At 28.0% G+C, this 23336-nt stretch carries 15 protein-coding genes; 3 read left to right on the top strand and 12 right to left on the bottom strand.

Features of this window, described 5'->3' with window-relative positions:
* Window positions 1-454: 454 nt before the first annotated feature.
* Window positions 455-2185 carry a hypothetical protein gene (locus KHQ81_00850; GenBank protein ID QVK18296.1) on the bottom strand — a complete coding sequence of 577 codons (1731 nt, stop codon included), beginning with the start codon at window positions 2183-2185 and terminating at the stop codon, window positions 455-457.
* 210 nt (window positions 2186-2395) lie between these two features.
* Between KHQ81_00850 and KHQ81_00845 the strand changes: the two genes are divergently transcribed.
* Window positions 2396-3823 carry a DDE-type integrase/transposase/recombinase gene (locus KHQ81_00845; protein QVK18295.1) on the top strand — a complete coding sequence of 476 codons (1428 nt, stop codon included), beginning with the start codon at window positions 2396-2398 and terminating at the stop codon, window positions 3821-3823.
* Window positions 3824-4474: 651 nt separating this feature from the next.
* On the opposite strand, the gene KHQ81_00840 is transcribed toward KHQ81_00845, so the two are convergent.
* The 4 genes from KHQ81_00840 to KHQ81_00825 all read right to left on the bottom strand — a co-directional run bounded on the left by KHQ81_00840 (window position 4475) and on the right by KHQ81_00825 (window position 10776).
* Window positions 4475-5941: a helix-turn-helix domain-containing protein gene (locus tag KHQ81_00840; GenBank protein ID QVK18294.1), complete on the bottom strand. Its 1467-nt coding sequence runs from the start codon at window positions 5939-5941 to the stop codon at window positions 4475-4477.
* Between the two features lie 233 nt (window positions 5942-6174).
* Window positions 6175-6555, bottom strand: a complete 381-nt coding sequence (locus tag KHQ81_00835; GenBank protein QVK18293.1) for a hypothetical protein — start codon at window positions 6553-6555, stop codon at window positions 6175-6177.
* A 677-nt stretch (window positions 6556-7232) separates the two neighbouring features.
* The gene (locus tag KHQ81_00830; protein QVK18292.1) at window positions 7233-9950 is read right to left on the bottom strand and encodes an ATP-binding cassette domain-containing protein; all 2718 of its coding nucleotides are present in this window, start codon (window positions 9948-9950) and stop codon (window positions 7233-7235) included.
* Between the two features lie 529 nt (window positions 9951-10479).
* On the bottom strand, window positions 10480-10776 hold the full coding sequence (locus KHQ81_00825; protein ID QVK18291.1) for a hypothetical protein: 297 nt from the start codon (window positions 10774-10776) through the stop codon (window positions 10480-10482).
* A 424-nt stretch (window positions 10777-11200) separates the two neighbouring features.
* On the opposite strand from KHQ81_00825, the gene KHQ81_00820 reads away from it, so the two are divergent.
* The gene (locus KHQ81_00820) at window positions 11201-11854 is read left to right on the top strand and encodes a hypothetical protein (GenBank protein QVK18290.1); all 654 of its coding nucleotides are present in this window, start codon (window positions 11201-11203) and stop codon (window positions 11852-11854) included.
* A gap of 197 nt (window positions 11855-12051) precedes the next feature.
* On the opposite strand, the gene KHQ81_00815 is transcribed toward KHQ81_00820, so the two are convergent.
* From KHQ81_00815 to KHQ81_00785, 7 genes are all read right to left on the bottom strand, one after another.
* Complete coding sequence (locus KHQ81_00815) at window positions 12052-12276, bottom strand: hypothetical protein (protein ID QVK18289.1); 225 nt, start codon at window positions 12274-12276, stop codon at window positions 12052-12054.
* 230 nt (window positions 12277-12506) lie between these two features.
* Complete coding sequence (locus KHQ81_00810) at window positions 12507-13184, bottom strand: hypothetical protein (GenBank protein ID QVK18288.1); 678 nt, start codon at window positions 13182-13184, stop codon at window positions 12507-12509.
* 591 nt (window positions 13185-13775) lie between these two features.
* Entirely contained in the window at window positions 13776-15476 is a 1701-nt protein-coding gene (locus KHQ81_00805) for a peptide ABC transporter substrate-binding protein (protein ID QVK18287.1), read from the bottom strand.
* Between the two features lie 75 nt (window positions 15477-15551).
* A complete protein-coding gene (locus KHQ81_00800) occupies window positions 15552-16736 on the bottom strand; it encodes an ATP-binding cassette domain-containing protein (GenBank protein ID QVK18286.1) in 1185 nt (394 codons plus the stop codon).
* Complete coding sequence (locus KHQ81_00795; GenBank protein ID QVK18285.1) at window positions 16733-18034, bottom strand: ATP-binding cassette domain-containing protein; 1302 nt, start codon at window positions 18032-18034, stop codon at window positions 16733-16735. The genes KHQ81_00800 and KHQ81_00795 overlap by 4 nt, the downstream gene beginning before the upstream one ends.
* 9 nt (window positions 18035-18043) lie before the next feature.
* The gene (locus KHQ81_00790; GenBank protein QVK18284.1) at window positions 18044-19300 is read right to left on the bottom strand and encodes an ABC transporter permease; all 1257 of its coding nucleotides are present in this window, start codon (window positions 19298-19300) and stop codon (window positions 18044-18046) included.
* A gap of 18 nt (window positions 19301-19318) precedes the next feature.
* Entirely contained in the window at window positions 19319-20233 is a 915-nt protein-coding gene (locus KHQ81_00785) for an ABC transporter permease (protein QVK18283.1), read from the bottom strand.
* A gap of 1762 nt (window positions 20234-21995) precedes the next feature.
* Here KHQ81_00785 and rnc point away from each other — a divergent pair.
* A complete protein-coding gene (gene rnc / locus KHQ81_00780) occupies window positions 21996-23225 on the top strand; it encodes a ribonuclease III (protein QVK18282.1) in 1230 nt (409 codons plus the stop codon).
* The last annotated feature ends 111 nt before the right edge of the window (window positions 23226-23336 follow it).

The raw sequence follows: 23336 nt of genomic DNA, 5'->3' as shown, positions 1-23336 counted from the left end.
TAAGACAACAAAAGACCTGTTACTGTATTGATAGTGTAAATATTTTATCTTTATAACCTTCTATTTCTATCGTTATCACCCCACCAACTATTAAAGTGGTATAGTGTCTAGATTAGTTACTTGGAAGTAATATGTTCCTTCAGTTAATATAAGTGGTATGTTTTCTTGAATTGTGCTATTAATGATTTGTCCATTTTCATTGTAGATTAATATATCATATAAGGTCGGTGTATTAATCTCAACAAAATACTTACCGCTCTCTTCAACGGTAAATACTTTATTGCTCGATGTTGAATTTTCAGCTTCTTTGGATAAAGTAAGATAGATTTCATTATTGTAGTATTCAATCGTTTTTACTGGAAATTCAAATGAAATTGTATTAAGGTCTTGTGTATCGTAATTATATGTATGTTATGTTTGAGCTTCAGTATTTATAAAATAAATGATTGGTTTTTCAGGAAAATACCAGATCATCCATAGTCATTTCATCATCAAAGTTTTGATAGTCAATACTTGAATTAATATCCTTCGATGTTGCAAAAAAGGCAGCACGCCTTTCATACGTTTCATCATAATCACTTGGTATTAGTTCAAAATCTACAGTAACTCCATTTTCAATTGTTTCATAATCTGAATTGGTAAAACCAATAGGTCCTGACATTTGAATGATACTTCCATCTGGTAATACAACCATTTTGATTGCGCAGGCACCTCCTAACGAAGGCTCACCTATCACAACCCCAAGTTCATTTTCTTTCACAATAGAGACAAATAAATTTGCAGCACTAAATGTTACAGGTGATGTAACCACATAATAATTCTTATCCATATAATTACTTTCAGTTGTTTCAAAGATAAGATTATTATTTATATCTAACACTTCATCACGATAATGAATATCAATTGGTTCATCTGTCATATAAGATAATAAGTGAATCACACCACTAACCATTCCACCACCATTACATTTTACATCAAAAACAATATCATCATATTGAGATGCAATTTCCATTACTGGTTTCAATAACTCATCAGTCTGTTCTGAAAAAGCATTAATTTTAATGTACATAACACCATCAATTTCTTCATAAGTAATTTCTTCTGTTTGTAAAGAGCACTGATGAGACACATATGAACTAATTGCATTTCTGTAAATATTACTGGACTTTTTTAGATTAGATAGATCTGGTGTATAAGATTCCATATCTAAATTATAACCTGTTGAAATTAACCATGTATGTAAATCATCATTATCGACTAAAAATTCAGTTAATTCGTTGTAGTAATCTAAGAAATTATCTTGTTCTTCTAATTCATAATCATTAAATTCTTTAATATAAGAGTCAACTTGTTTATAGTCTTTTAATCCATAATAATAGTCAAATAGTAGTGCTAAAAAATTCTTAGAATTTGAAAATAGCTTATTAGTAGCTTTAACTTTTTGATATGTTGTTAAATCTTCTGTAAACATTGCATCACTGAAATTATCAAACAAATATAACGTATAATTTACATCATAAATATGTGCAGAATCACCTGTTAATAATAAATTCGCTAAGTAGAGTGGAATGTAGTATTTGTTATCTTTTTCAACAATATTTATTCCATAGGGTTTTAAATCCATTGTTTTCTCAAGGCTCTTTGATTCAGTGATATAATCAATAACTACTAAACCTTCACCAAAATCCGTTTCTGCATCCACATTTAAATACTCTGAGTAGTGAAAGTCACTAAAATAAATCGTCTCATCATCACTATCAAAAACTATTCTAGCATTATATTTTTCGTTTTCCCCAATTTCATTTTCAGTTTCAACTTCTAAAGATAATGTTAAATCCTTATCTTTCTCAACACTTAATGGATGTATAGCACCTTCAAAAAATTGGATGAATTCTTCAATATTAACATAACGATTTATATCATTACTATTTGTATATGTCGTTAAAGTATTAGCATCAATTGAGTATTCATCTGATAGATCTTTAACTTCAAGCTGAACACCAGGTGTTACAGTAAGATGCCTATCTTTATCTTCAAGTTGATTACTAGTTGTTACCATAAGACATCCATCCTCTACTGATCCATTTGTGCATTCAGGAATTTTATTAAATTCATCTTTATTCTTACAAACAAATAAGTAAATAGAAAATACCATAATAACAATAAAATATACTACCTTTTTCATAAAAATCCTCCCCTAAGTCAATTGGTAGTGTAAAAGTTTTTCTTAAAACCAATACAAAACCTTATATATATTTTGTTTTTATTCTATAATAAGTATCCCCCCCTGTATTTTGGAGGTTGCTCGTTATATTTTTTTATCATATAAATACAAAAAGATAGATACACCTGATATAATTTAATCACCACAAAAAAACTATAAGGAGTATCTATCATGGTTAAAATTATATCAGTTCTTTCAGTATTTTTAAAGTATTTAAACAAACTACTTTATAAATTTATTCTTTTTCTAGATTCACACATTATTTCTACACCTAGTTCTAAGTCATCTGGCACTTATTATGAACCTTTTAGGAAGTTCACTGTTGATGGTGAACCTATTATTCAGAAGGTTGAAAAGCTAGATTATCAAGAATTGCTTAATGTGTATTTTTTAAAGTACAATAAGCATCTCAAACCAGTTACTAGACGAAGGCCATCAAAACTTGATTTCAAAGGAAATTGCCCTATTTGTGGTGCTCCTCATGATTACATCTATGAAAATAATATTAAATCAAAACAGTTACTTTGTAAGGTATGTAGTCATACATTTACCTTGAATAATGATTTTCTTGAAAAGATTATTTTAAAATGTCCTCATTGTTCAAAGAACCTTGAAAGAATTAAAGACCGTAATAGTTATATTATTTATAAATGTAGACATAAGAAATGTTCCTTTTATTTAGATAAATTAAAGAAATTAACACCAGATCAATTAAAACAATTCAAAAAGAAACCAGGTAAATTTAAACTTCATTATATCTATCGTGCTTTCGATATTAACTTTGATTCCCTAGAACGTGACTCTATGTCTAATTTAAATATGAAGGTTGATTTAGCCAATATCAGACATTCTAAGCATACTCTAGGCTTAATCTTAACGTATTACGTTAACTACGGTTTGTCGAGTAGGAAAACTGCAGCTATCATGTATGATATTCACCAAGTTAAGATTTCCCATCAAACCGTGATGAATTATGCAAATAGTGTTTCTACAATGATTCGTCCCTTACTTGAAAATTACCCATATGATTTATCATCTGACCTTTGTGGGGATGAAACATATGTTAGGGTTAAGGGGAAGAAGCATTATATCTTCTTCTTCTCAGATAAAATTAAAAAGATTATTACTTCTTATCAAGTTTTTAGTAAACGTGATACTTTTTCAGCAGTCGTTTCACTATATCAAACATTCAAAAAATACACTGAACTACCTAAGAATTTGAAAGTAGTTGTGGATGGTAATCCTATTTACAACGTTGCATGGTCATACTTTAAAAGCATGAACATAAATTTCGATTTATTTCAAGTTATAGGACTCACTAATAACACGAAAACAGACAAGGATTACCGTCCATTTAAACAAGTAACTGAGCGTTTAAATAGAACTTTCAAAGACGATTATATCCAAATGAACGGATTTGGTAATATCAAGAGCGCTAATGCTTATATGGTCTTGTTTACAACGTTTTTTAACTTTCTAAGACCACATAAATCGTTAGGTTATAATCCGCCTGTTAAGTTAGAAGAATTTGATGATTTACCTCATACGCCAAGCAAATGGCTTTCTCTAATAGATATGAGTTACTCTTATATAAACTAATTCTTAACTAAGGAGTATCTCTATTTAAGCGTATTTGAATATGCTTTTTTTTATTTACATAAAATGCATAGTACGATTAAACTGAGTATTGTAGTCCAACACACTACAAATTCAGTTCTTTTTATTTTTGATTATAGAGTTTTTATGTGTTTTCATAATTTATTTGACACTACCAGTCAATTAATTTTATTATCTCACTCTATATTTCACTTGTCAATTATTGGAAAGAAAATTAACAAGAATCAAGATTCTAAAACCAATATTTATTAGTCGTTCATCAAATTCTTTTAGTTTTTTCATGAACTTATTTCTTGTGTTAGATTATAGGATATTCTCCTCCATAGCGCTTTATAGAACACCTAAAAAGGTGTATCAAAACCATGTTTTAGATACACCTTTATATTTATTTATCTATTATTTATTTAACCTTAATTATTTAATCATTGTGTTTTCATTCAAGGGAGATGGGGCGTGTCGTATAGTATCCACATCAGTACTAATTTATTATATTAATGCTTTCATCCGATTCTCCTGCTCGTATCATTTGAAATAATTTCTTTATCTACAAAACCATTGCTATTAACTGTTATTCTACTAACTAACATTAGTATATAGATTAGTGGACCAGATGTATAATTTGTTTTTTTATTATTACTTCACTATTTGCTTAAAGATGTTAAGTGTTTTTATATCTAGTTGTTTTGCTTCATCCAAGATTTCCGCAAATTTCTCTCGTGTCTCTTGATTTTTAAATATCTTTTTATTATCTTCACTTAACTCAATGTTACAGATACCCCACATTTTATACACTAGATTATGAATTTTATTACAGTAGAAAGATGCCTCAGTTAATTCATTTTCAAATTTTATATCCTGAGAAGCAATACTCTGTAAAAATAAGCTACCATAATAACGGCTCTCTGCAAACATTAAAGTGGCAAGTGTATGGCTTAAAAACATTCTTTCTAGGATTTCATCATCTACTTTTGTAAAATAGTTCTCATTTAGTAAATGATCTTTCCAAGATTCTATCGCATTTATCCCACTATTTCTACCATAAATTGATTTTGTTTCCATTACTTTTATAGCCCATAATAAGATATCTTTGGTCACTAATGAACGATTAAAATGATTATTCTTTTCTCCAACAATTATTATACTTTTGGTCTTATCATACCAATTACTCTTTTGAAAATACCCTTCTACAGTGTAATTTAAGTCATCATTATATTTAGGATCATCCTGATAAAAACTCCAACCTATTAACTCATCACCCATATTATCGTAGCCGGTTATAATACAACAATCACTTTGACCTACTACTCCGAAGGCTAAAACTGGGACATTTCTATTAATAGATTTTATGATTTCTTGAGTATAGTATTGCTTAGATGCTTCATCCTCGTCCTTTACTAAAACTTTATAATCATATCCGATAGAATCAAATGCTTTTTTGATAATTTCTAGTGGGTTTTCTATAAACATGTAATCAACATTATCTAAGTGCCAACCATCTCTCCAAAGCATACTATATGCCATACCAGTGACACCTAAAAAATGTATGTATGCATAATTTGCGATAAATGGTATGCTTTGTGTTTGTGGTATCTTTGGAAAATCTTCACCTAAGTATCTCATAACTGAGGCTAAACAACTTGGAAATGTTATATTTTCAGGCATTTTCCCTTCTTCAACGCAAAATCCTACTTTCTCAACATTACTCAGAATTTTTTCACTTGGAAATTTATATTCCATAATTTTATCCCCTTCATTTTTTTTAGTTATCCCTTTAGTTATATTACTCTTTCTAAATTTCCCTGGATTAATATTGAATAACTTTGAAAATGCTCTTGTATAAGCCTCTTGAGATGAAAACTTATATTTTATTGCAATATCCAATATACTTAACTTAGAAAATAATAGATCATAACAAGATAATGATAATCGTCTATTTCTTATATATTCTTTTGGTGTCTGTCCAGTCACATGATTAAAAATTATATAAAATTGTGATAATTTATAGTTACTAATAGATAATAAATCCTCTATATGAATATCATCTAGTAAATTGATATCAACATAATCTGTTACTTTACTAATTAACTCCCTATTACTCATATTTTCACCCCAATCATTAGATATTAATAGTATAAAATAATTCCTCAACTAACTTTTGATTTTTTTTATGATATTTCATTATATAAAACAAAATTTATTCTATAGTAGTAAATCTGCTCACACTTATTATAAATTAGACTCTACGCAAAACTGTTTAATTTTTCTAACTTTTTCTGTTAACAATAACTTGCAGTTCTAAAAAAAATTACTACTTACCATATTAAAGTATTATTTCACTCATCTAAGTAAGTAATAAAATTATTAATTGATTCAAAAAATTTATTTATTTCATAATAAATCGAAACATCATAGTAAACTTGTTTACTTGTATCAGCTGATATAATTTTTTTATCTACAAAACCATTACTATTTAATGTAATTCTCCCAACTAAGTCACTAGTAAAAAGATTAATGTAACCAGACTGTTCAGTAATTTGTTTTTCTTTTATTATTGTGATATTTTTTAATTCTTTACCTATAATCCATTTATATAAATCTTTTATATTAAGTACTAAACATTTATGTGGAGCAAATTCAGTAATTCTAAAATTTAAACTTTTATTAATTTCAAATGAACAGTCAACACAATATTCAATTTCATCATTCTTTAACATTTGTTTTCCACATTTAACACAAAAAAAATTACCATAATCTTTTAAGTTATCATTTTTGTAATTACTATTAGTTATCTTTTCAAACTCTTGACTAATATTAATAGAAAAGTAACAGTCTCCCGTCTGACAATAATATTGATCATTTACCTTAATTCATTACTACAATAAGGACAATACATTTAACCCACTCCAAACTCATAACTATTTTAGCTGTTTTCGATACTTTTGATGTAATAAAGGATTATTTTTATATGTAAATAAAAACTCCTGTAGTTCTATTATAAACTGCAGGAGCATTTAATTCTATAATTGATCACCATATACAAGGATATTATGTCTCCTCGTCCATATGTAGATATATTTTTTAAAATGAACTGTGCAACTATTGTCAATCTAAATTGGAACATAAATACTGACATATCTTTGTATTCAATTTTAATTTTTTAAATAACTTATTATGCCCAACCCTCCAACTAAAACAAAAATAAATCCTCTTAGTGAAATTATTGTAGAACTAAATATTGACTCAATAATCTCTATGTCATTCAAATTAGAATCTAGAAGATTACCTTTATATGTTGGTGCATTTAAATATAAACACAATCCAAAAATCAGTATACAGGTTAATGTTACTAAATAACTGTAAGAAACCGATATTGATGTACTCTTATAAAGAATTACATATTATTAATTACATCAATAGGTTTTTGTTTTGAAAATCTCTTTATTGGTATATATGTTGATACTATCGCTACAGAAATACTTAAAGCTATTAATAAGATTACTTGTCGTAGTTTAAACGATGATAGGGTAAGTATAAGACAATATTTATTTCTTAAAAAGTAATTAGAGTAAACACTTATTGAGTACGTTCCAACTAAAGATAGAACGAAAATAACCATTGCTATGATTACACTTTCACAGATAAAAATTCTAAAAATATCTTTTCCTGTTGAACCTAAAGCGCGAATAATTCCAATTTCTTTTTTTCTGTTAGAAATACTAGTGGAAATAAAGTTAAAAAACAGCACTATAGAAAAAAGTGCAAGACCAATCCCTAAGTAAAAAGATATTCGAGAAAATATTTCTAACCAAGAAGAGACTTGTTTAATCACATATGTTACTTCATTGACAATATGATATCTTACTCCTACACCTGTTTCATTATTGTATTTAACTAATTCAATATCCTCATTTGGATTGTGTGTCAGTTTAGTAAATACAAAATTAAAATCCCCCTCTGAGGCTTCAATAAAATCATTGAACAATTTATCTGAAACTATTATAGGTAAATTAAATGAAGAAGAATTGTCAGTGGTACCATAAAAGCCCACAACTTTCACGTTTTCTTCAAAATTATATTGTCCATAATTATTTTCAAAATTAAATAACTCTACAGATTTTAATAAGTCAAAAAATATCTCATTTAACACCTTTTTCACAGCTTCTGACTTAAAATAATCCTTGTCAAAACCTTCGTGAAACGGGTTACCATAACCTCTTCTTATAAAATTTGCATAATCTATTGGACTTCCTGATCCATACTCATTTTCAAATTCCATTTGTATTTCTTTAAAGTGCAATTCAGTAAACTCATTAATCAATATGTTAGAAGTTTGGTATATTAATTCAGAAAATGTTTGCATATTAACAATTATTTGAGTTGTAGGTATAGATGATATTGGAATTAACACTTCATTATCAGCTAACTCTGTTTTTTCAATTTCATCTTCCCACAGAGTCACTTGATCTAAATTATCTAATTTTGAAACTGAAAAGAATTTGGCTCCAACATCTTTGCCAGATTCATCTTTATTAAATATCATTGTAAGGGCATTATCAGTTAACCCTGTATATATCGGATTTAAATTATCATTATAGTAACCATCCCTTACAAAAATGACACTATGTCGACCTGTAGTTACATATTCATTCATTTCATTTATTAAATCAATATAGTCATCTAATACGAGATTCTTTTTTAGTAATACATTATACCTATCAAAATTAAAATGAGTATTAATGACACCTGTTATCACAAATTGTTTATCTCGCAGAATCATTTGCTTACCAAGCATATCTTGATAGTTTGTGATTTCAATTTTATTTCCACTATTTTTATAGCCAAACTTTTTAAAATGTTGAAAGGTATATTCTGTTATTAGAATTTCATTATCCTCACTATTTTTCTCGGGAAATTTACCCGCTAATAATTTTAGATTATAATCTTCAATGAATGAATTATTCATTTCTACAGTCCCTGTAATTTCACCGTTAAAATATACTTTTTCTCCACCTCTAGGCTGTTCATAACAATAAGTTTGCTGATATTCATCATTATATTGATCAAAAGCTGGAATAAATTGATAATTGGGAAATTTCTCAGCTAACACATTAATATCCCTATTTGATATTTTTGAACTCATAGTATAGAATTCATCATTTTCAGTTCTTGAATAAGTCTTTTTAAGACTAACGTAATCTATACCTGAATCATAAAATGACTTTAATGTCGTATCAGCTTTAGAATATCTAGTTGTATCAATGACTCCAAATAAAATAAATGCAAATGTCGATAGCATTATAGCGAAAGTAAACCGTAACTTTTTTCTTTTAAAATTTAGAACTGCCATGAGCAAGGAAAATTTATAAGATACTTTATATTTTTTTAAATCTTTAGTGGACGAATAAAGATTTATTTTTGTATTTTCCTTGTCATATTTTTGTTTATTAAAATCACCAATTAGCCTCCCATCTGATAATTCAATAATTCGATCACCATATTCATCAGCTAACGAACGATCATGGCTAACTACAATAACTAGTTTTTCTTTTGATAACTCTTTTAACAAATTAATCAAGTTTGTTCCTGTCACTGAATCCAAAGCACCAGTTGGTTCATCTGCTAAAATAATATCTGGTGACTTAATAAGGGCTCGTGCAATTGCAACACGTTGCTTTTGTCCTGTAGATAATTCATTTGGCATTCTCTTTCCAAAGTTTACTAATCCGACTTGTTCTAGTATTGAATCAATTAAAGAATAATCTACCTTAATACCTTTTATATCAAAGGCTAAAGCAATATTTTGATAAACATTAAGTTCATTTAATAGGTTATACTCTTGAAAAATAAAGCCTATGTTTCTATTACGATATAAGTCTAGTTCGCTTTGTGTAAAATCTTTTGTTGAGATACCTTTTATTCTTATTTCACCATTATCATAATTATCTAGTCCACCTAATAGATTAAGTAATGTAGATTTACCACTTCCTGATCTTCCAACTATAAAAACTAATCCACGACTGTCAAAGTTCAAATTTAAATCATTTATTGCAATAACTTTTGTATTATTTTGAGAACCATAAATTTTTTTTAAGTTATTAATCTCTATCACATATATGCTCCTTCTCTAATAATTTTTGTTGTGTTCAAGTTAAATACTGATGATTAACTTACATTTTTAAACGAGAAAAATATCTAAATTCTGTTTACTATTAGTATTCTTTTCAAACTCTTGACTAATATTAATAGAAAAGTAACAGTCTCCAGTCTGACAATAATATTGATCATTTACCTTATTTAATTCATTACTACAATATGGACAATACATGATTTATCCACTCCAATATTATATAAGTCTAGTAAGGTGGGAATCCTCTCTCGGGCCTAGGTCCATTTTAGACATTTTCACTTCTTTTAGTGTTACAGTTATTTATATATAAACAAAAACTCCTATAGTTCTATTATAAACTACAGAAGCTCTTAATTCTATAATTATATTTACTTAATATTGGTCATTATGTACAAGAATATTATGTATCGTCACGCTCATGTTGATAAATATTTTTAAAAAAAGTATCCATGTTACAACTATTGTCAACTTAAATTGGAACATTTATGTTGACATTTCTTTACATCTAATTTTAGTCTTTTAAATAACTTATTATGCCTAACCCTCCAACCAAAACAAAAATAAATCCTCTTAGCGAAATTATTGTAGAACTAAATATTGACTCAATAATCTCTATGTCATTCAAATTAGAATCAAGAAGATTACCTTTATATGTTGGTGCATTTAAATATAAACACAACCCTAAAATCACCAGTAATAAGAAAAATCCAATATATATTTTTGAAGTAAAAATGCTTTTTAATTTTATTATTCCAATTCCTCCTATAAGTGCTAGAGATATACCTTGAATCGTTTTTGGCAATCCCATCAATGGAACAATTATTGTTTTCTCTAATGAAGAAGTACCATCAATATAATGTGGTGAAGAAATTGATAAATATACCCCGAGTAAAAAAACAATAATAAATGCTACTTCAATAATTTTTCTTGATTTTTTTTCATATTATCCCCTTCCAATTTTAATTCTAGTTCCATACAGTGAAATATAGAAAATACTTCTATCAATACTAGCATAATTATTTATATATGTAAATAATCCTTGAACCTTCTTATTTGATGCCTTCTATATAATCAACTCAAAAAGTAAAGAAATTAGAATCAACAAAGAAAACTATGTGCTAAAGGGTGAAAGGTCTCAATATTTGGACTTTTATAAGATTAAGTAAGTTACTCTTTTAGAACTGTACTCTAGGTTATAAAACAACATATTATACAACAGGAGGTGATATTCATTGTACTATTTTTTAAGAAACTTTATGAAAAATTATCATTCAACTCCATACATTATACATTATGATTATCAAATGATACCAAAACAGGTTACTTATACACAACCATTTATAAATCCTACTTACTATAAAACATATATTAGCAAGAAGTTACAAGAAGACAATGAGATTATATATAATGTTAGGAATGAGGGAATAGAAAAAAGAGTAATTAATACAACTAGTTGGGATTTTACTAAAGAAATAAAAGCACCAGCGCACGCTAAATATAAGGATTATACACGGACTTTATCCTTTAGTGTAATTTTTGTTTTATATAATACTGGAGAAATTGAAGTTCAAGAAGATCCTGAATTAAATGCTACCGATTTTGACAATCAGTATGTTCACTTAAAAATAAGTATAAATGATTGTAACATTAATGATAAATCTAAAGCAAGCTATAGAATAAATTTTCATTATAGTTACACTTTTGAGGGTTATAGCGATTTTTGGGAAACTTCTATAAAGGGCAAAGATTCGGGAGAGTCATATGTATTAATATATACAGGTCATGATGTTTTTGATCTTAATTACCCAGTGTATAGCGCCTTTAATGCATTATTATTCGCGAAATGTAAAGGCGTAAGCAAAAATCTTACTTTATATCAGGAGTAATTTTTAATATGAGAAATAATATATTAATTGATACAATTAGTTAATTCAATATAACACTTATTCTGAAATAGATGTATATATTTAAACCCCATTTGAGTACCTAACTCAATTGGGGTTTAATTCATTACTTTCATATTGTTCTAAAGATCAATCATTAATGTGTCTTTTGATTTTTCATTTGTTTTTTTAACTCCTTGTTATTTTAAAAACTCATAACTTTGATTTTTACCCTTACTTTTATCTATTACTAATTTATTAAGATAATCATATATAGGATGACTTAGTTCATAATCATATTCATCTAGTAAAGATATTTCCTCTACTTTTGTTTTATTTCCACTATAAGAAGATTCCCAATCAGGTTTATAACCATCCCAACTATAGTTAAAAATTACCCTCAATTTATATCGATTATCTTCCATATAACAATTATCTATATTTACTGTTAAATTAACTTTAAAATAATCCCATTTTTCTTCATTTTCAAGGTATTCAAATTCTGGTGTAAACTCAATATCACCATTATTATATAATTTGAAGTATATTTTTATAACAAAAACGTCAGCATCATCAAATTTATACTCTTTTCCTTTGTATTCTATTAATTCTGCAATAGTGTATTCATCATCTGAAATTTCTTTTTTTTCATACTCTATTTGAGTTTTTTTTTTAGTTTCTCTTCTAATTCTTTTATTTTTTCTTTTAACTCATCTATTTTTTTATCCTTTTCTTCTAATTTCTTTTTACACTCTTCATCTTTTCCTAGTAGTTTCATTTTTATATAAGCTCTTCTTGCTTTATCTTCTGCTAATTCTCTTAATACAGTTGCACTATCTAATATATTATCAGTAGATAAGGTTGCCGCTTTAGATGTTATAAAATTAAAATAGTCAAAAAGTTTTGGTAAGAATTTACTAAATACTGTAACAATTATTCCAAAAACATCAGCAAGTAGATTTACATATATATTTAAATCTTTTGCTTGAAGTTCAAGTTTTAATGCCTCTTGAACAAATTCATTAGTTAGCCCAACTTCTTCTTTAATTTCCTCTTTTGTTTTCCCATCTAAAACATAAGTTTTTACTTTATTATTCAGGTCATAAATTGCAGTTGTTAATGTTCTTATTTCTTTTTCTTTTTCATCCAATATATCATCAGTATCTACCTTTATATCCTTTTCCATAGACTCTATCATCTGTTTTATTACTTCTGGATTTGAGTAATAAGGATCAAAATATCTCCAATCAATTTCATATGGCATATAAAATCTAGGTTGAATAGGATAGGGAATTGAATAAATGTGATCATTATTTCTATTTAAATAAGTCACTTCTTTTACCTCCCAATATATAATATGAAATTTATTAATATTGAGTGTTATAGTAAATACTAATGATTTCATTAGAGTTACTTTATTATCTAAAACAATCATTTTATATTTCAAACATAAAAATAACCCGTCCTCCATTAATTGAAATCGGGTTCTATTCTATCTTAATCATTTTTATCTAAATCTATTTTGTGGATAAGATTACTCAATTCATCAATTAGGGCTGTTCTTTTAGGATAAGGTTTTTCAAATCATTTATTAATGGCAATGTCTTACCTATACCATAAATGGTATAATATAATTTTCTTAGAACTTCTTTTAATTCAAATTCTCCATTTATGTACAAATCAATTCATTAGGGCTCAAATTACCGTTCATATTATCTGTGTAAAGCTGTATAGATTAAAGCAGTAGCTAAATATATTTATATATATTAATATTATTTCTTTTATTAAATGATACCATTTCAAGGCTAGAATACTTATTACACAAAGTATATGTAAAATGAAAAAAGGACCAAGCAAAATGAATTGCTTAATCCTTAATTTTATTGGATATTTTCTACCCACACTACTTTACAAAGTACCTAAATTACTTGCTAACTTCTGCAGTTGAGAAGTCAATTGAACCTAATACACTTCTTGACCAACCAGTTACATATGATTTTACATAGATTGAATCATTATAGTGATATAGTGGAATTACAGGCATATCTTCCATAAAGATTTCATGTGCTTCATATAATGCTTGGAAATGAGCTGCTGCAGTTGTTGCAGTTTTTGCAGCTTCTATTTTAGCTTCGTATTGCGGATTATCGTAATCAGCATCGTTATATGCTACACCTTGTACGAAGATACCTAACATACCAGATGGATCCATAAAGTCTGTTAACCATCCACCACGAGCTAAGTCAAAATTACCATTTGTTCTATCAGTTTGGAATAACGCCCATTCTTCATTAGCCAATTGAATTTCAAAACCTAAATTAGTTTTCCAGTTTTCTTGAACTAATTCTGCAACTTTTTTATGACTTTCAGATGTGTTGTATCTGTATTCTTTAGTAGATAATACAGTTTTTAATTCTTCTACTGTCATTCCTAATTCAGTAGCTGCCTCTGAAAATAATGTTACAGCTTCTGAGTATTTACTATCATCAGTAACAATACTTGAATCATCTTTGCTAGTCTCAAAGAAATCGTTACCTTCATTATCTGAGAATCCTGGAGAGATAAATCCTGCAGCTGGAACTTGCCCTGCTCCTAATGCTTCAGTTAAAGCTTCACGATCAATTGCTAATGCTAATGATTCTCTTAATTTAGCATTACACCATAATGTGTTGTCTCTATCTCCAACATCTCTATTTCCACCTATCGTACATCCTGATAAATTAAAGTTAATGTAATATGTACCTAATAATGGGAAAATATGGAACTCATCTGATTCAGCGATTAATGCTGGAACTTCTGAAGTTGGTACTGATGGGATAAAATCTAATTCACCAGCATAGTATTTTGCAAATGCTGTAGTTTCTTTATCAATAAAAGATCCATTAATCACATCAATTTTAACTGCGTCAGCATTCCAGTAATTTTCATTTTTCACAAGTTTTAATCCTTTTCCTTTAGTATACTCAACTAATTTGAAAGGACCATTTGAAATTGCCTTTTCTGGATTTTTTGCCCAAGCACCATTACCCTCAATAGTAGCAGTTTCAGGTACTGGCATAAAATGATAGAATGACATTAAACTAACAAACCAGTTAGTTGGAGTAGTTAATTTAACTTCAAACTTTTTACCATTTTCTAAAGATTTAATACCTACAGCGGCCGCTAAGGCATCTAATTCAGAATCAACTTCAGATTTTGAATTAACGAAATCCATTACACCTACTACATTAGTATAATCCCATAACCAAGAATACTCACTAGCGTTTCTTGGGTCCATTCCTCTTAACCAAGAACGAACAAAATCATCTGCAGTAATTGATGTACCATCACTCCACTTAGCATCTTCTCTAATTGTGAATGTTACTGTTAAACCATCTGATGATGTAACCCAACTTTCTGCTATACCTGGTAAAACTTCACCCTCTTTTTCTCTAACAAGCCCTTCAAACGTATTATTAATTACGTCTCCACCATCACTAGCCCCATTTAGACCTGGATCTAATGTTTTAGGATCAGCACCAATATTCCAGTTAAATACTGCATCATCATTACTTTGTTCTTTTTCACAACCTGAAATTCCAACAAATAATGCACATGCAACTAATAATAATAATAATTTCTTCACTTTAAATTCCTCCCTTTTAATTTTCGAATTGTTACTTATATAAATCTAATTAAATAGAATTTATATCCAAATAAGTTACTCTAAACCATTAATTTCTTTAACATAATGACAAGCCACTAATCTTTTTGGTAATACTTCAGTTAACACAGGATCAACTTCTTTACATTTTGCTTTTGCATATTTACATCTAGCAGCAAATCTACATCCAGGTTTAGGGTTAATAGGACTTGGAACATCGCCCTTTAAGGTAATTCGTTTATTTACTCTATTTGCTTTAGGATCTGGAAGTGGTATTGATGATAGTAATGCCTTAGTATAAGGGTGTAGAGGATTTTCATATAATGGATCACTCTCTGCTATTTCCATCATCTTACCTAAATACATAACTCCGATTCTATCACTTATATATTTAACCATTGATAAATCGTGAGCAATGAATAAATAAGTTATTCCATAATCTTTTTGTAAGTCTTCTAACATATTAACAACTTGTGCTTGTATAGAAACATCTAAAGCAGATATAGGCTCATCGCATATTATTATTTCTGGATTTATTGCTAAAGCCCTTGCAATACCTATTCGTTGACGTTGACCGCCAGAAAACTCATGTGGATAACGTGAGGCATGTTCACGTTTTAAACCAACTTTTTCAAGCAAACTATAAATTCTTTCTTGTTTCTCTTTTCCAAATAAAAGTTTATGTGTATCAATACCTTCTCCAATAATTTCCGTAACGGTCATCCTTGGATTTAGAGAAGCGTATGGGTCTTGGAAAATCATTTGAATTTTTTTACAAGAATTTTTAGTTCTTTTATTAATGATCTTACCTTCTTTTATTTGCTTTTTAATAGCTTTTACATTCTTTTTAAAATTATCTTTTATTTTAGTATGTTCTGCTTGGTATTCATTTTCATTGATTGATTGTTTTCTTTCTATTAAGGACCCTAATTCAGTTCTTAGTTTTTTTCTTTCAAGTTTTAGTTTTTTTCTTAATCCTTCAATTCCTACAGAAATTTTTTCACCATCAAGAAAAACTTCACCTTCAGTATTTTCATACAATTTTATAATTGTTCTACCAGTAGTAGATTTCCCACAACCAGACTCACCAACTAGACCGAAAGTTTCACCTTTATTAATAGTAAAGCTAATATCATCTACTGCATGTACTGCTTTAATTGTTTTACCAAAAAAAGTTTTCTTTATCGAAAAATGTTTCTTCAGATTTTTGATTTCTAATAATGGTTTTTGTTCTATATTCATTCCACTGTCCCCCTTGCCTTCTTAAAGTCTTCTACTTGAGGAGCATCTTTGTCTAATAACCAACATGATGATGCTTGTGTATCAGAAACTTTATAAAGTGGAGCAGATTTCTCTAAACATACTTTCATAGCATGTGGACATCTTGAACTAAACGGACATCCTTTTGGTGGGTTTAATAGATCAGGTGGTGAACCTTCGATTGGTCTTAATCTTTCCCTTTGTCCTACTATGTCTTTTGGAATAGATTGATGTAATCCTCTCGTATAAGGATGTTGTGGAGAGTAGAATATCTCATCTACAGTACCTCTTTCCATTAACATCCCACCATACATAACTACGACATTTGTACATAACTCTGCAATTACTCCTAAATCATGTGTTATAAATATTATTGATGTACCGGTTTCCTTTTGTAATTTTTTTAATAATTCCAGTATTTGAGCTTGGATGGTTACATCTAATGCTGTTGTCGGTTCATCAGCAATTAATAACTTTGGTTCACATGATAATGCAAGAGCTATAAGTGCACGTTGTCTCATCCCACCGGAAAATTGATGTGGGTATTGGTTAATTCTAGTTTCAGGTTCTGGAATTCCAACTAAATTTAAATATTCAATAGCTCTCTCATAAGCTTCACGTTTATTTAATTTTCTTAGTTTTCCTGATTCAATCATCTTAATTTGTCTTTTTCTTATTATAGGATTATTAATTAATTTAGCTTCTTCTAATGCTCGTTCTTTTGTAATCCTAACATGCTTTCTAATAACTTCAATCATTTGATTTTGTATTGTAAAAACAGGGTTTAATGAAGTCATTGGATCTTGGAAAATCATTGCGATTTCTTCACCACGATAATTAGTCATATCTTTTTCTGAAACATCTAATCTGATTTTTTCTTTGATTTCTTCTACTAAATTACTATATTTCTCTATTACTATTTGTTTATCATTTATATATTTCTCTTTATTTTTATCCACTTTAAAAGACATTTTTAGGTTCTTCAATTCTTCTTTGTATTTTTGTTTTATTTGTTTAAGTTGTTTATTTAAAACTTCTTCCTGACTTGAAATTACTTTTCCATTAAAAATAATTTTTCCAGACTTAATCTTTCCTGGTTTATCAATAAGTCTCATGATTGATAAAGAAGTTACTGATTTACCAGAACCAGATTCACCAACTATACCTAATACTTGGCCTTCTTCTAAATCATAACTAACTCCTCTAACAGCTTTTACTTCACCCAAGTGAGTGAAAAATGATGTTTCTAAATCTTTTATTTCAATTATTTTTTTAGACATTCTACTCACCTAGCCTTTTCTCAATCTTGGATCTAATGCATCACGTAGACCATCACCTAAGAAGTTAAATGATAACATCATAGTTGCAATTGCTATTGATGGAATTATTAGTTGATAAGGATATTTTTGCATCAAATCAGCACCAGTGTTTGCAAGTGTACCTAAAGATGCCTTTGGAGCAGAGATACCTAAACCAATAAAACTTAAAAAGGCTTCAGTAAATACAGCAGTTGGAATCATCATTGTTAATGTTACAATGATTGGTCCTAAAGTGTTTGGTATTAAATGTTTAGTAATTATTCTGAAATTAGAAACTCCCATTGTTTTAGCAGCTAGTACATATTCTTGTTCTTTTAGACTTAAATTTTGACCTCGAACCAAACGTGCCATTCCTACCCAATAAACACTAATTAGTGCAATTATAATAGTACCTAGACCTCCATTTAAATGCAAAATTTCAATTAGAATTTTCCTTTCGAACCAACTGTCTTTTAGCACTACCATCAATAATATTACATAAAGTAGTAATGGAATTGAGTTGATAATATCTACAATTCTCATCATAATATTGTCTGCTCGTCCACCTAAGTAACCTGAAATACTACCATATAACACACCAATTAACACATTTATAATTGCAGCTATAACTGCGATTATAAGTGAAATCCCCATACCGTACATTAATCGTGATAATATATCTCTACCTAGTTCATCAGTACCAAGTAAGAATGTTTTATTCCATACGGTTTTATAAGGTGTTTTATTTTCTACTCCATCATAAATTACACTGTATTCAATTCCCTCATCTGCTTTTGAAGGATCGACTTTATACGAATAATCAATTGTTACTGATTCTATTACCTCATTTTCTTCATTAAACAATCGATAAATGTAAACTTTATTTATATTATCTTTAATAGCATCTCTGTTTTGCATTGTACCCAATAGTTCACCATCTTCACTTACAATTATTAAATGGTACATTTTTGATAGATAAACATATAAATCATCGTGAACATGGTATATTTTAATTCTAGGTGGAATATTATAAAATTTATTATTTTGTTCACTATATGTATGATTTACCATCAAAGGACCAACAGTAGAAAATAATAATATAAATATTACACCAATTAATCCAACCAATGCTAATTTATTTTTTTTCAATCGTCGCCATACATCTTGCCAATAAGTTAGACTTCGTCTAATTTGTTCTTTATCCATTTTTTCATTGTTTTCAACAAAAGAATAATCATGTTCTGTCATATTGTTGTCTCCTCCTTACTAAGAAACTTTAATTCGAGGGTCAATAATTGAATAAATTATATCAACCAAAAATACCATTATTATATAAAATATTGCATAGAAAACAGTTACTCCAATTACTAGAGTATAGTCACGACCACTAACAGATTCTGTAAAATATCTACCAATACCATTAATTACGAATATTTTCTCAACAACAAATGAACCTGTTAATAATGCAGCAATCATTGGACCAATATACGTTACAACAGGAATTAATCCATTTTTAAGGGCATGTTTGCCAATGACTTTAAAATTAGATAATCCATTTGCTCTTGCCGTTCTAATATAATCTTGTCTGACAACTTCAAGCATGCTTGATCTTGTAAGTCTTGTCACAAATGCTAACGAGTAACCAGATAAAGCAATAACAGGACCTATATAAGCAACTGGTTTATCAATTCCTCCAACAGGTATCCACTCAACATGCTGAGCTAACAATATAAATAAGGATCCAATAACAAAACTCGGTACGGTTATACCTAATGTAGCTAAAATCATTGTACCGTAATCAATTGCTGAATTTGATTTAAGAGCTGAGATTATTCCTATAGGTATACCGACAGCTATAATTACTATAACTGCTAGTACTCCTACCTTTGCAGTTTGAGGTATTCCTTCTTTAAGCAATTGATTAACTGAGTAAGCTGGATCATTAAAAGATACCCCTAAGTCACCTTTCATTAAATTTCCCATATAATGAAAATATTGTTCAATAATCGGTTTATCCAATCCATAAGCTTTTTCCAGTCTTTCTTGAGTAGCAGGTGGTAAAGGTTTTTCTCTTGTAAATGGTCCACCTGGAATCATTCGTAACATAAAGAAAACGACTGTTACTATAATAAACACTGTAAGTATAGATGATAAGACCTTTTTCAAATAGTATTTACTCATACTCACTTCTCCTCACAACTAAATTTTGTTAACTTTACTATTTATTTAACTTTTAAGAATCAATACTTAATATGAATTACTCTGTGAAGATTTAATCAAATTAATAAGTATTAAATCTGAAGACAACACGATTAAACTTTATAGGATGACACTTAATCATGTAAGTTATAATTTAGAATCATTTTTCTGAAAATGATTCGATTTTTATACCTTTCACTAATTAATTCTTCTATTTAAACCACAAATGAGCTTTTCCAACATTTTTTCCTATAAAGTATTTATCAAAATGATATTTTGGGTATAGAAAAAGGAAGATGATATTTCTTTTAGGTTTTCCACAACCTGTTTAAATGAGTCCCTGTATGGAAAGGGACACTAAACTTTTAATAAATTTCTCTTCCTGTTTTTACAAGTTTAATAGCTATTTTAGTTAATCTAGTTCTGCTTGTTTTAACTCTATTTAGTTCATCTTAATTAAGAAATATTAATGTCGAATATTGTCGAAAAAATATTTTTATCATTATACTTTAATTTAAAACTGTTGTAAAGGGGGTAAATGACTGTAAACGTTTTTCACTTTTTTTCGCAGAGATTACATATTTTTGACTTTACCCATGAAATATGTTCATTTTCAGATATACTAGATAAGAAGATAAATGAAATACCAGTAGTCTAAAAAGCATTTAAATTGTTAAAAATAAAAAACTCAATTTCCACAATTAATTCATTACATAGACAAGTGGATACAGTTAAAATTATTCATTATCAAAAAGAAAATTTATTCAGTTAGACAAATAAATGGTTGTTCTATTTGATACCTTTTTGTGAGCTAACCGTATAAATACAAAAACCACCAACTTTACCGCTCATTACAGTTAATTGGTGGTTTTATTTACCTAAATATATTATTTATGATACCTTGGACAAGTTCTACCATCTACTCAATATTTACATTATTTACCATTATTGAATTTATGACACTTTCAACATTAATCGCTTAAATTGTCAACTCTAATAAAGATTTACTATCTTGTCCTTCTTTATATCAACATTCTTCTTTAAATGGACACGTTTTACATTTTTCTACATCAAAATAATGAGTTTCTCGCAACGGAGTTCCTTCTATCTCATGTTTCTTTTTCCCATGTAATGCAACTATAACTGACATGTGACCTGCTTAACAAAGTAGAATTTATAAGCATGTAAAAAAACTAAATATAGATAAATAACCTTGCTATTATTGAATGATAGCGTTATCATTGAAGTGTAATTATTATTTCTTTTGTTTCTATAACATTTAGAAATTCATATTACTAAACAAGTTCAAGGAGGTTGATAATTGGATCTAACACTTTTTTTGATTTAAGGTTCATATAATACGTCTTAATGATCACTCATTTTGATCAATTAGATATATTTTCAAAATATTATAAATGTTATTTGGCAAATGATTGCGTTATAACGCGCGAAATAACGCAATCATTTGCCAAGTGTTACTTATTTTAAGTTGAAAATATAAGTGATTCATCAGAATTATTGATGACTATTACGTACTATATATTGATTAATTCTAAATTCTATAATTAATTAGTACGTTATAAGAAATTAATCTTAAGTACTTTTTTCAGTGTACTTTAATTATAGTAATTTATTATTATCATTTTCCATTTAAATCAATTATTCATATGCTTTTATATGCATTGAAATAATTGATTTTTATTTATTAAATTAATGAAAAACTTATTTATGAGGAGAGCTTAATATGAAAGACATATTTAATTATGAAGAATTACTTAATGAGTTTTGTAAAAAACATAATCTATCATTTAAAAACAAATCTTTATTAAAAACAGCATTTACTCATTCATCTTATTCGTATGAAAATTATATTAATGAAAGTAATGAACGATTAGAATTTTTAGGCGATTCTGTATTAGAAAATGTTGTTAGAACTTATTTATATAACAATGATGAAACTTCAACTGAAGGAGATATGACAAAATTAAAAGAAAATTATGTTGATAAAAACGCTAATTATAATTATGCTATATTACTAGAAATAAATAAATATATACTTGTTGGAAATGGTGTAAACCCTAATAATCATTCAATATTAGGGGATGCATTTGAAGCCTTAATTGGCGCTATATACTTAGATTCAGGCTTCGATTACGTATTTAATTTTTTAGTTAATAAGTTATTACCCTATGCTAGTAATAATGAATATAGTTATAAGAATGAACTTCAAGAAAAATACCCTCAAAGTCCTATAGAATATATACTTGTAAAAGAAAGTGGATTCGATCATGATAAAACATTCTATGTTGATATTTATATTAATGATGTAAAAATTGGGAGTGGTTCGGGTAAAAGAAAAAAAGATGCTGAACAAAATGCTGCGAAAGATGCATTGCAAAAAAACACACATGTTATTCAGAATCAAAAAACACTTTATGAAAAAGATAATGATAAAACTTCAAGGACAAGTATTTTTGATAAAGCAAACTTAATTGATAATTCTAAACAGGAATTAAATTTTATGATTTACGATAAAGAAATAGAATATAAGCTTATAAATGAAGAAGGTTTAGACCATAATAAAACTTTTTATGTTGATGTATATGTTGACAATAAAAAGATGGGTAGTGGTTCTGGTAAAAGAAGAATTCTAGCAGAAAGAAAAGCTGCTAGAGATGCAATTAATAATATTACTAATAAACAAAAAGTACAAAATATATCTAGAGATATGTTTGATAGCCTATTTAATACAAATGAAGAAGTAAATTATTACTATAAAAATTGGTTGCAAGAAAAGTTCCCACAAAAATATATAGAATATAGAGTCCTAAAAGAATATGGTCCAGATCATAATAAGACATTTGAAATTAATGTATATATTGACGGTGAATTAATGGGGAGTGGTTCGGGTAAAAGAAAAAAAGAAGCTGAACAAAATGTTGCTAAAGAAGCATTAGAAAATTTAAAATATTAATTTATAAAAGGAAAAAGTATTATGAATTTTTTATTCATGATACTTTTTTCTATCCATTAAAATATAAAATTTGCCACAAAGTCTCTTATTAGTAAAAACCAAAGCCTAAAA

This window comes from Mycoplasmatota bacterium (assembly GCA_018394295.1).
Lineage (GTDB): Bacteria > Bacillota_I > Bacilli_A > Haloplasmatales > Haloplasmataceae > JAENYC01.
Note: the sequence above shows the minus strand (reverse complement) of the source record. Positions and strands in the feature narration are given on the sequence as shown.

Coding starts and splice junctions, on each gene's coding strand:
- KHQ81_00850 (QVK18296.1), bottom strand. CDS start 2,185: ATGAAAAAGGTAGTATATTTTATTGTTATTATGGTATTTTCTATTTAC.
- KHQ81_00845 (QVK18295.1), top strand. CDS start 2,396: ATGGTTAAAATTATATCAGTTCTTTCAGTATTTTTAAAGTATTTAAAC.
- KHQ81_00840 (QVK18294.1), bottom strand. CDS start 5,941: ATGAGTAATAGGGAGTTAATTAGTAAAGTAACAGATTATGTTGATATC.
- KHQ81_00835 (QVK18293.1), bottom strand. CDS start 6,555: ATGTTAAAGAATGATGAAATTGAATATTGTGTTGACTGTTCATTTGAA.
- KHQ81_00825 (QVK18291.1), bottom strand. CDS start 10,776: ATGGGATTGCCAAAAACGATTCAAGGTATATCTCTAGCACTTATAGGA.
- KHQ81_00815 (QVK18289.1), bottom strand. CDS start 12,276: ATGGAAGATAATCGATATAAATTGAGGGTAATTTTTAACTATAGTTGG.
- KHQ81_00800 (QVK18286.1), bottom strand. CDS start 16,736: ATGAATATAGAACAAAAACCATTATTAGAAATCAAAAATCTGAAGAAA.
- KHQ81_00795 (QVK18285.1), bottom strand. CDS start 18,034: ATGTCTAAAAAAATAATTGAAATAAAAGATTTAGAAACATCATTTTTC.
- KHQ81_00790 (QVK18284.1), bottom strand. CDS start 19,300: ATGACAGAACATGATTATTCTTTTGTTGAAAACAATGAAAAAATGGAT.
- KHQ81_00785 (QVK18283.1), bottom strand. CDS start 20,233: ATGAGTAAATACTATTTGAAAAAGGTCTTATCATCTATACTTACAGTG.
- rnc (QVK18282.1), top strand. CDS start 21,996: ATGAAAGACATATTTAATTATGAAGAATTACTTAATGAGTTTTGTAAA.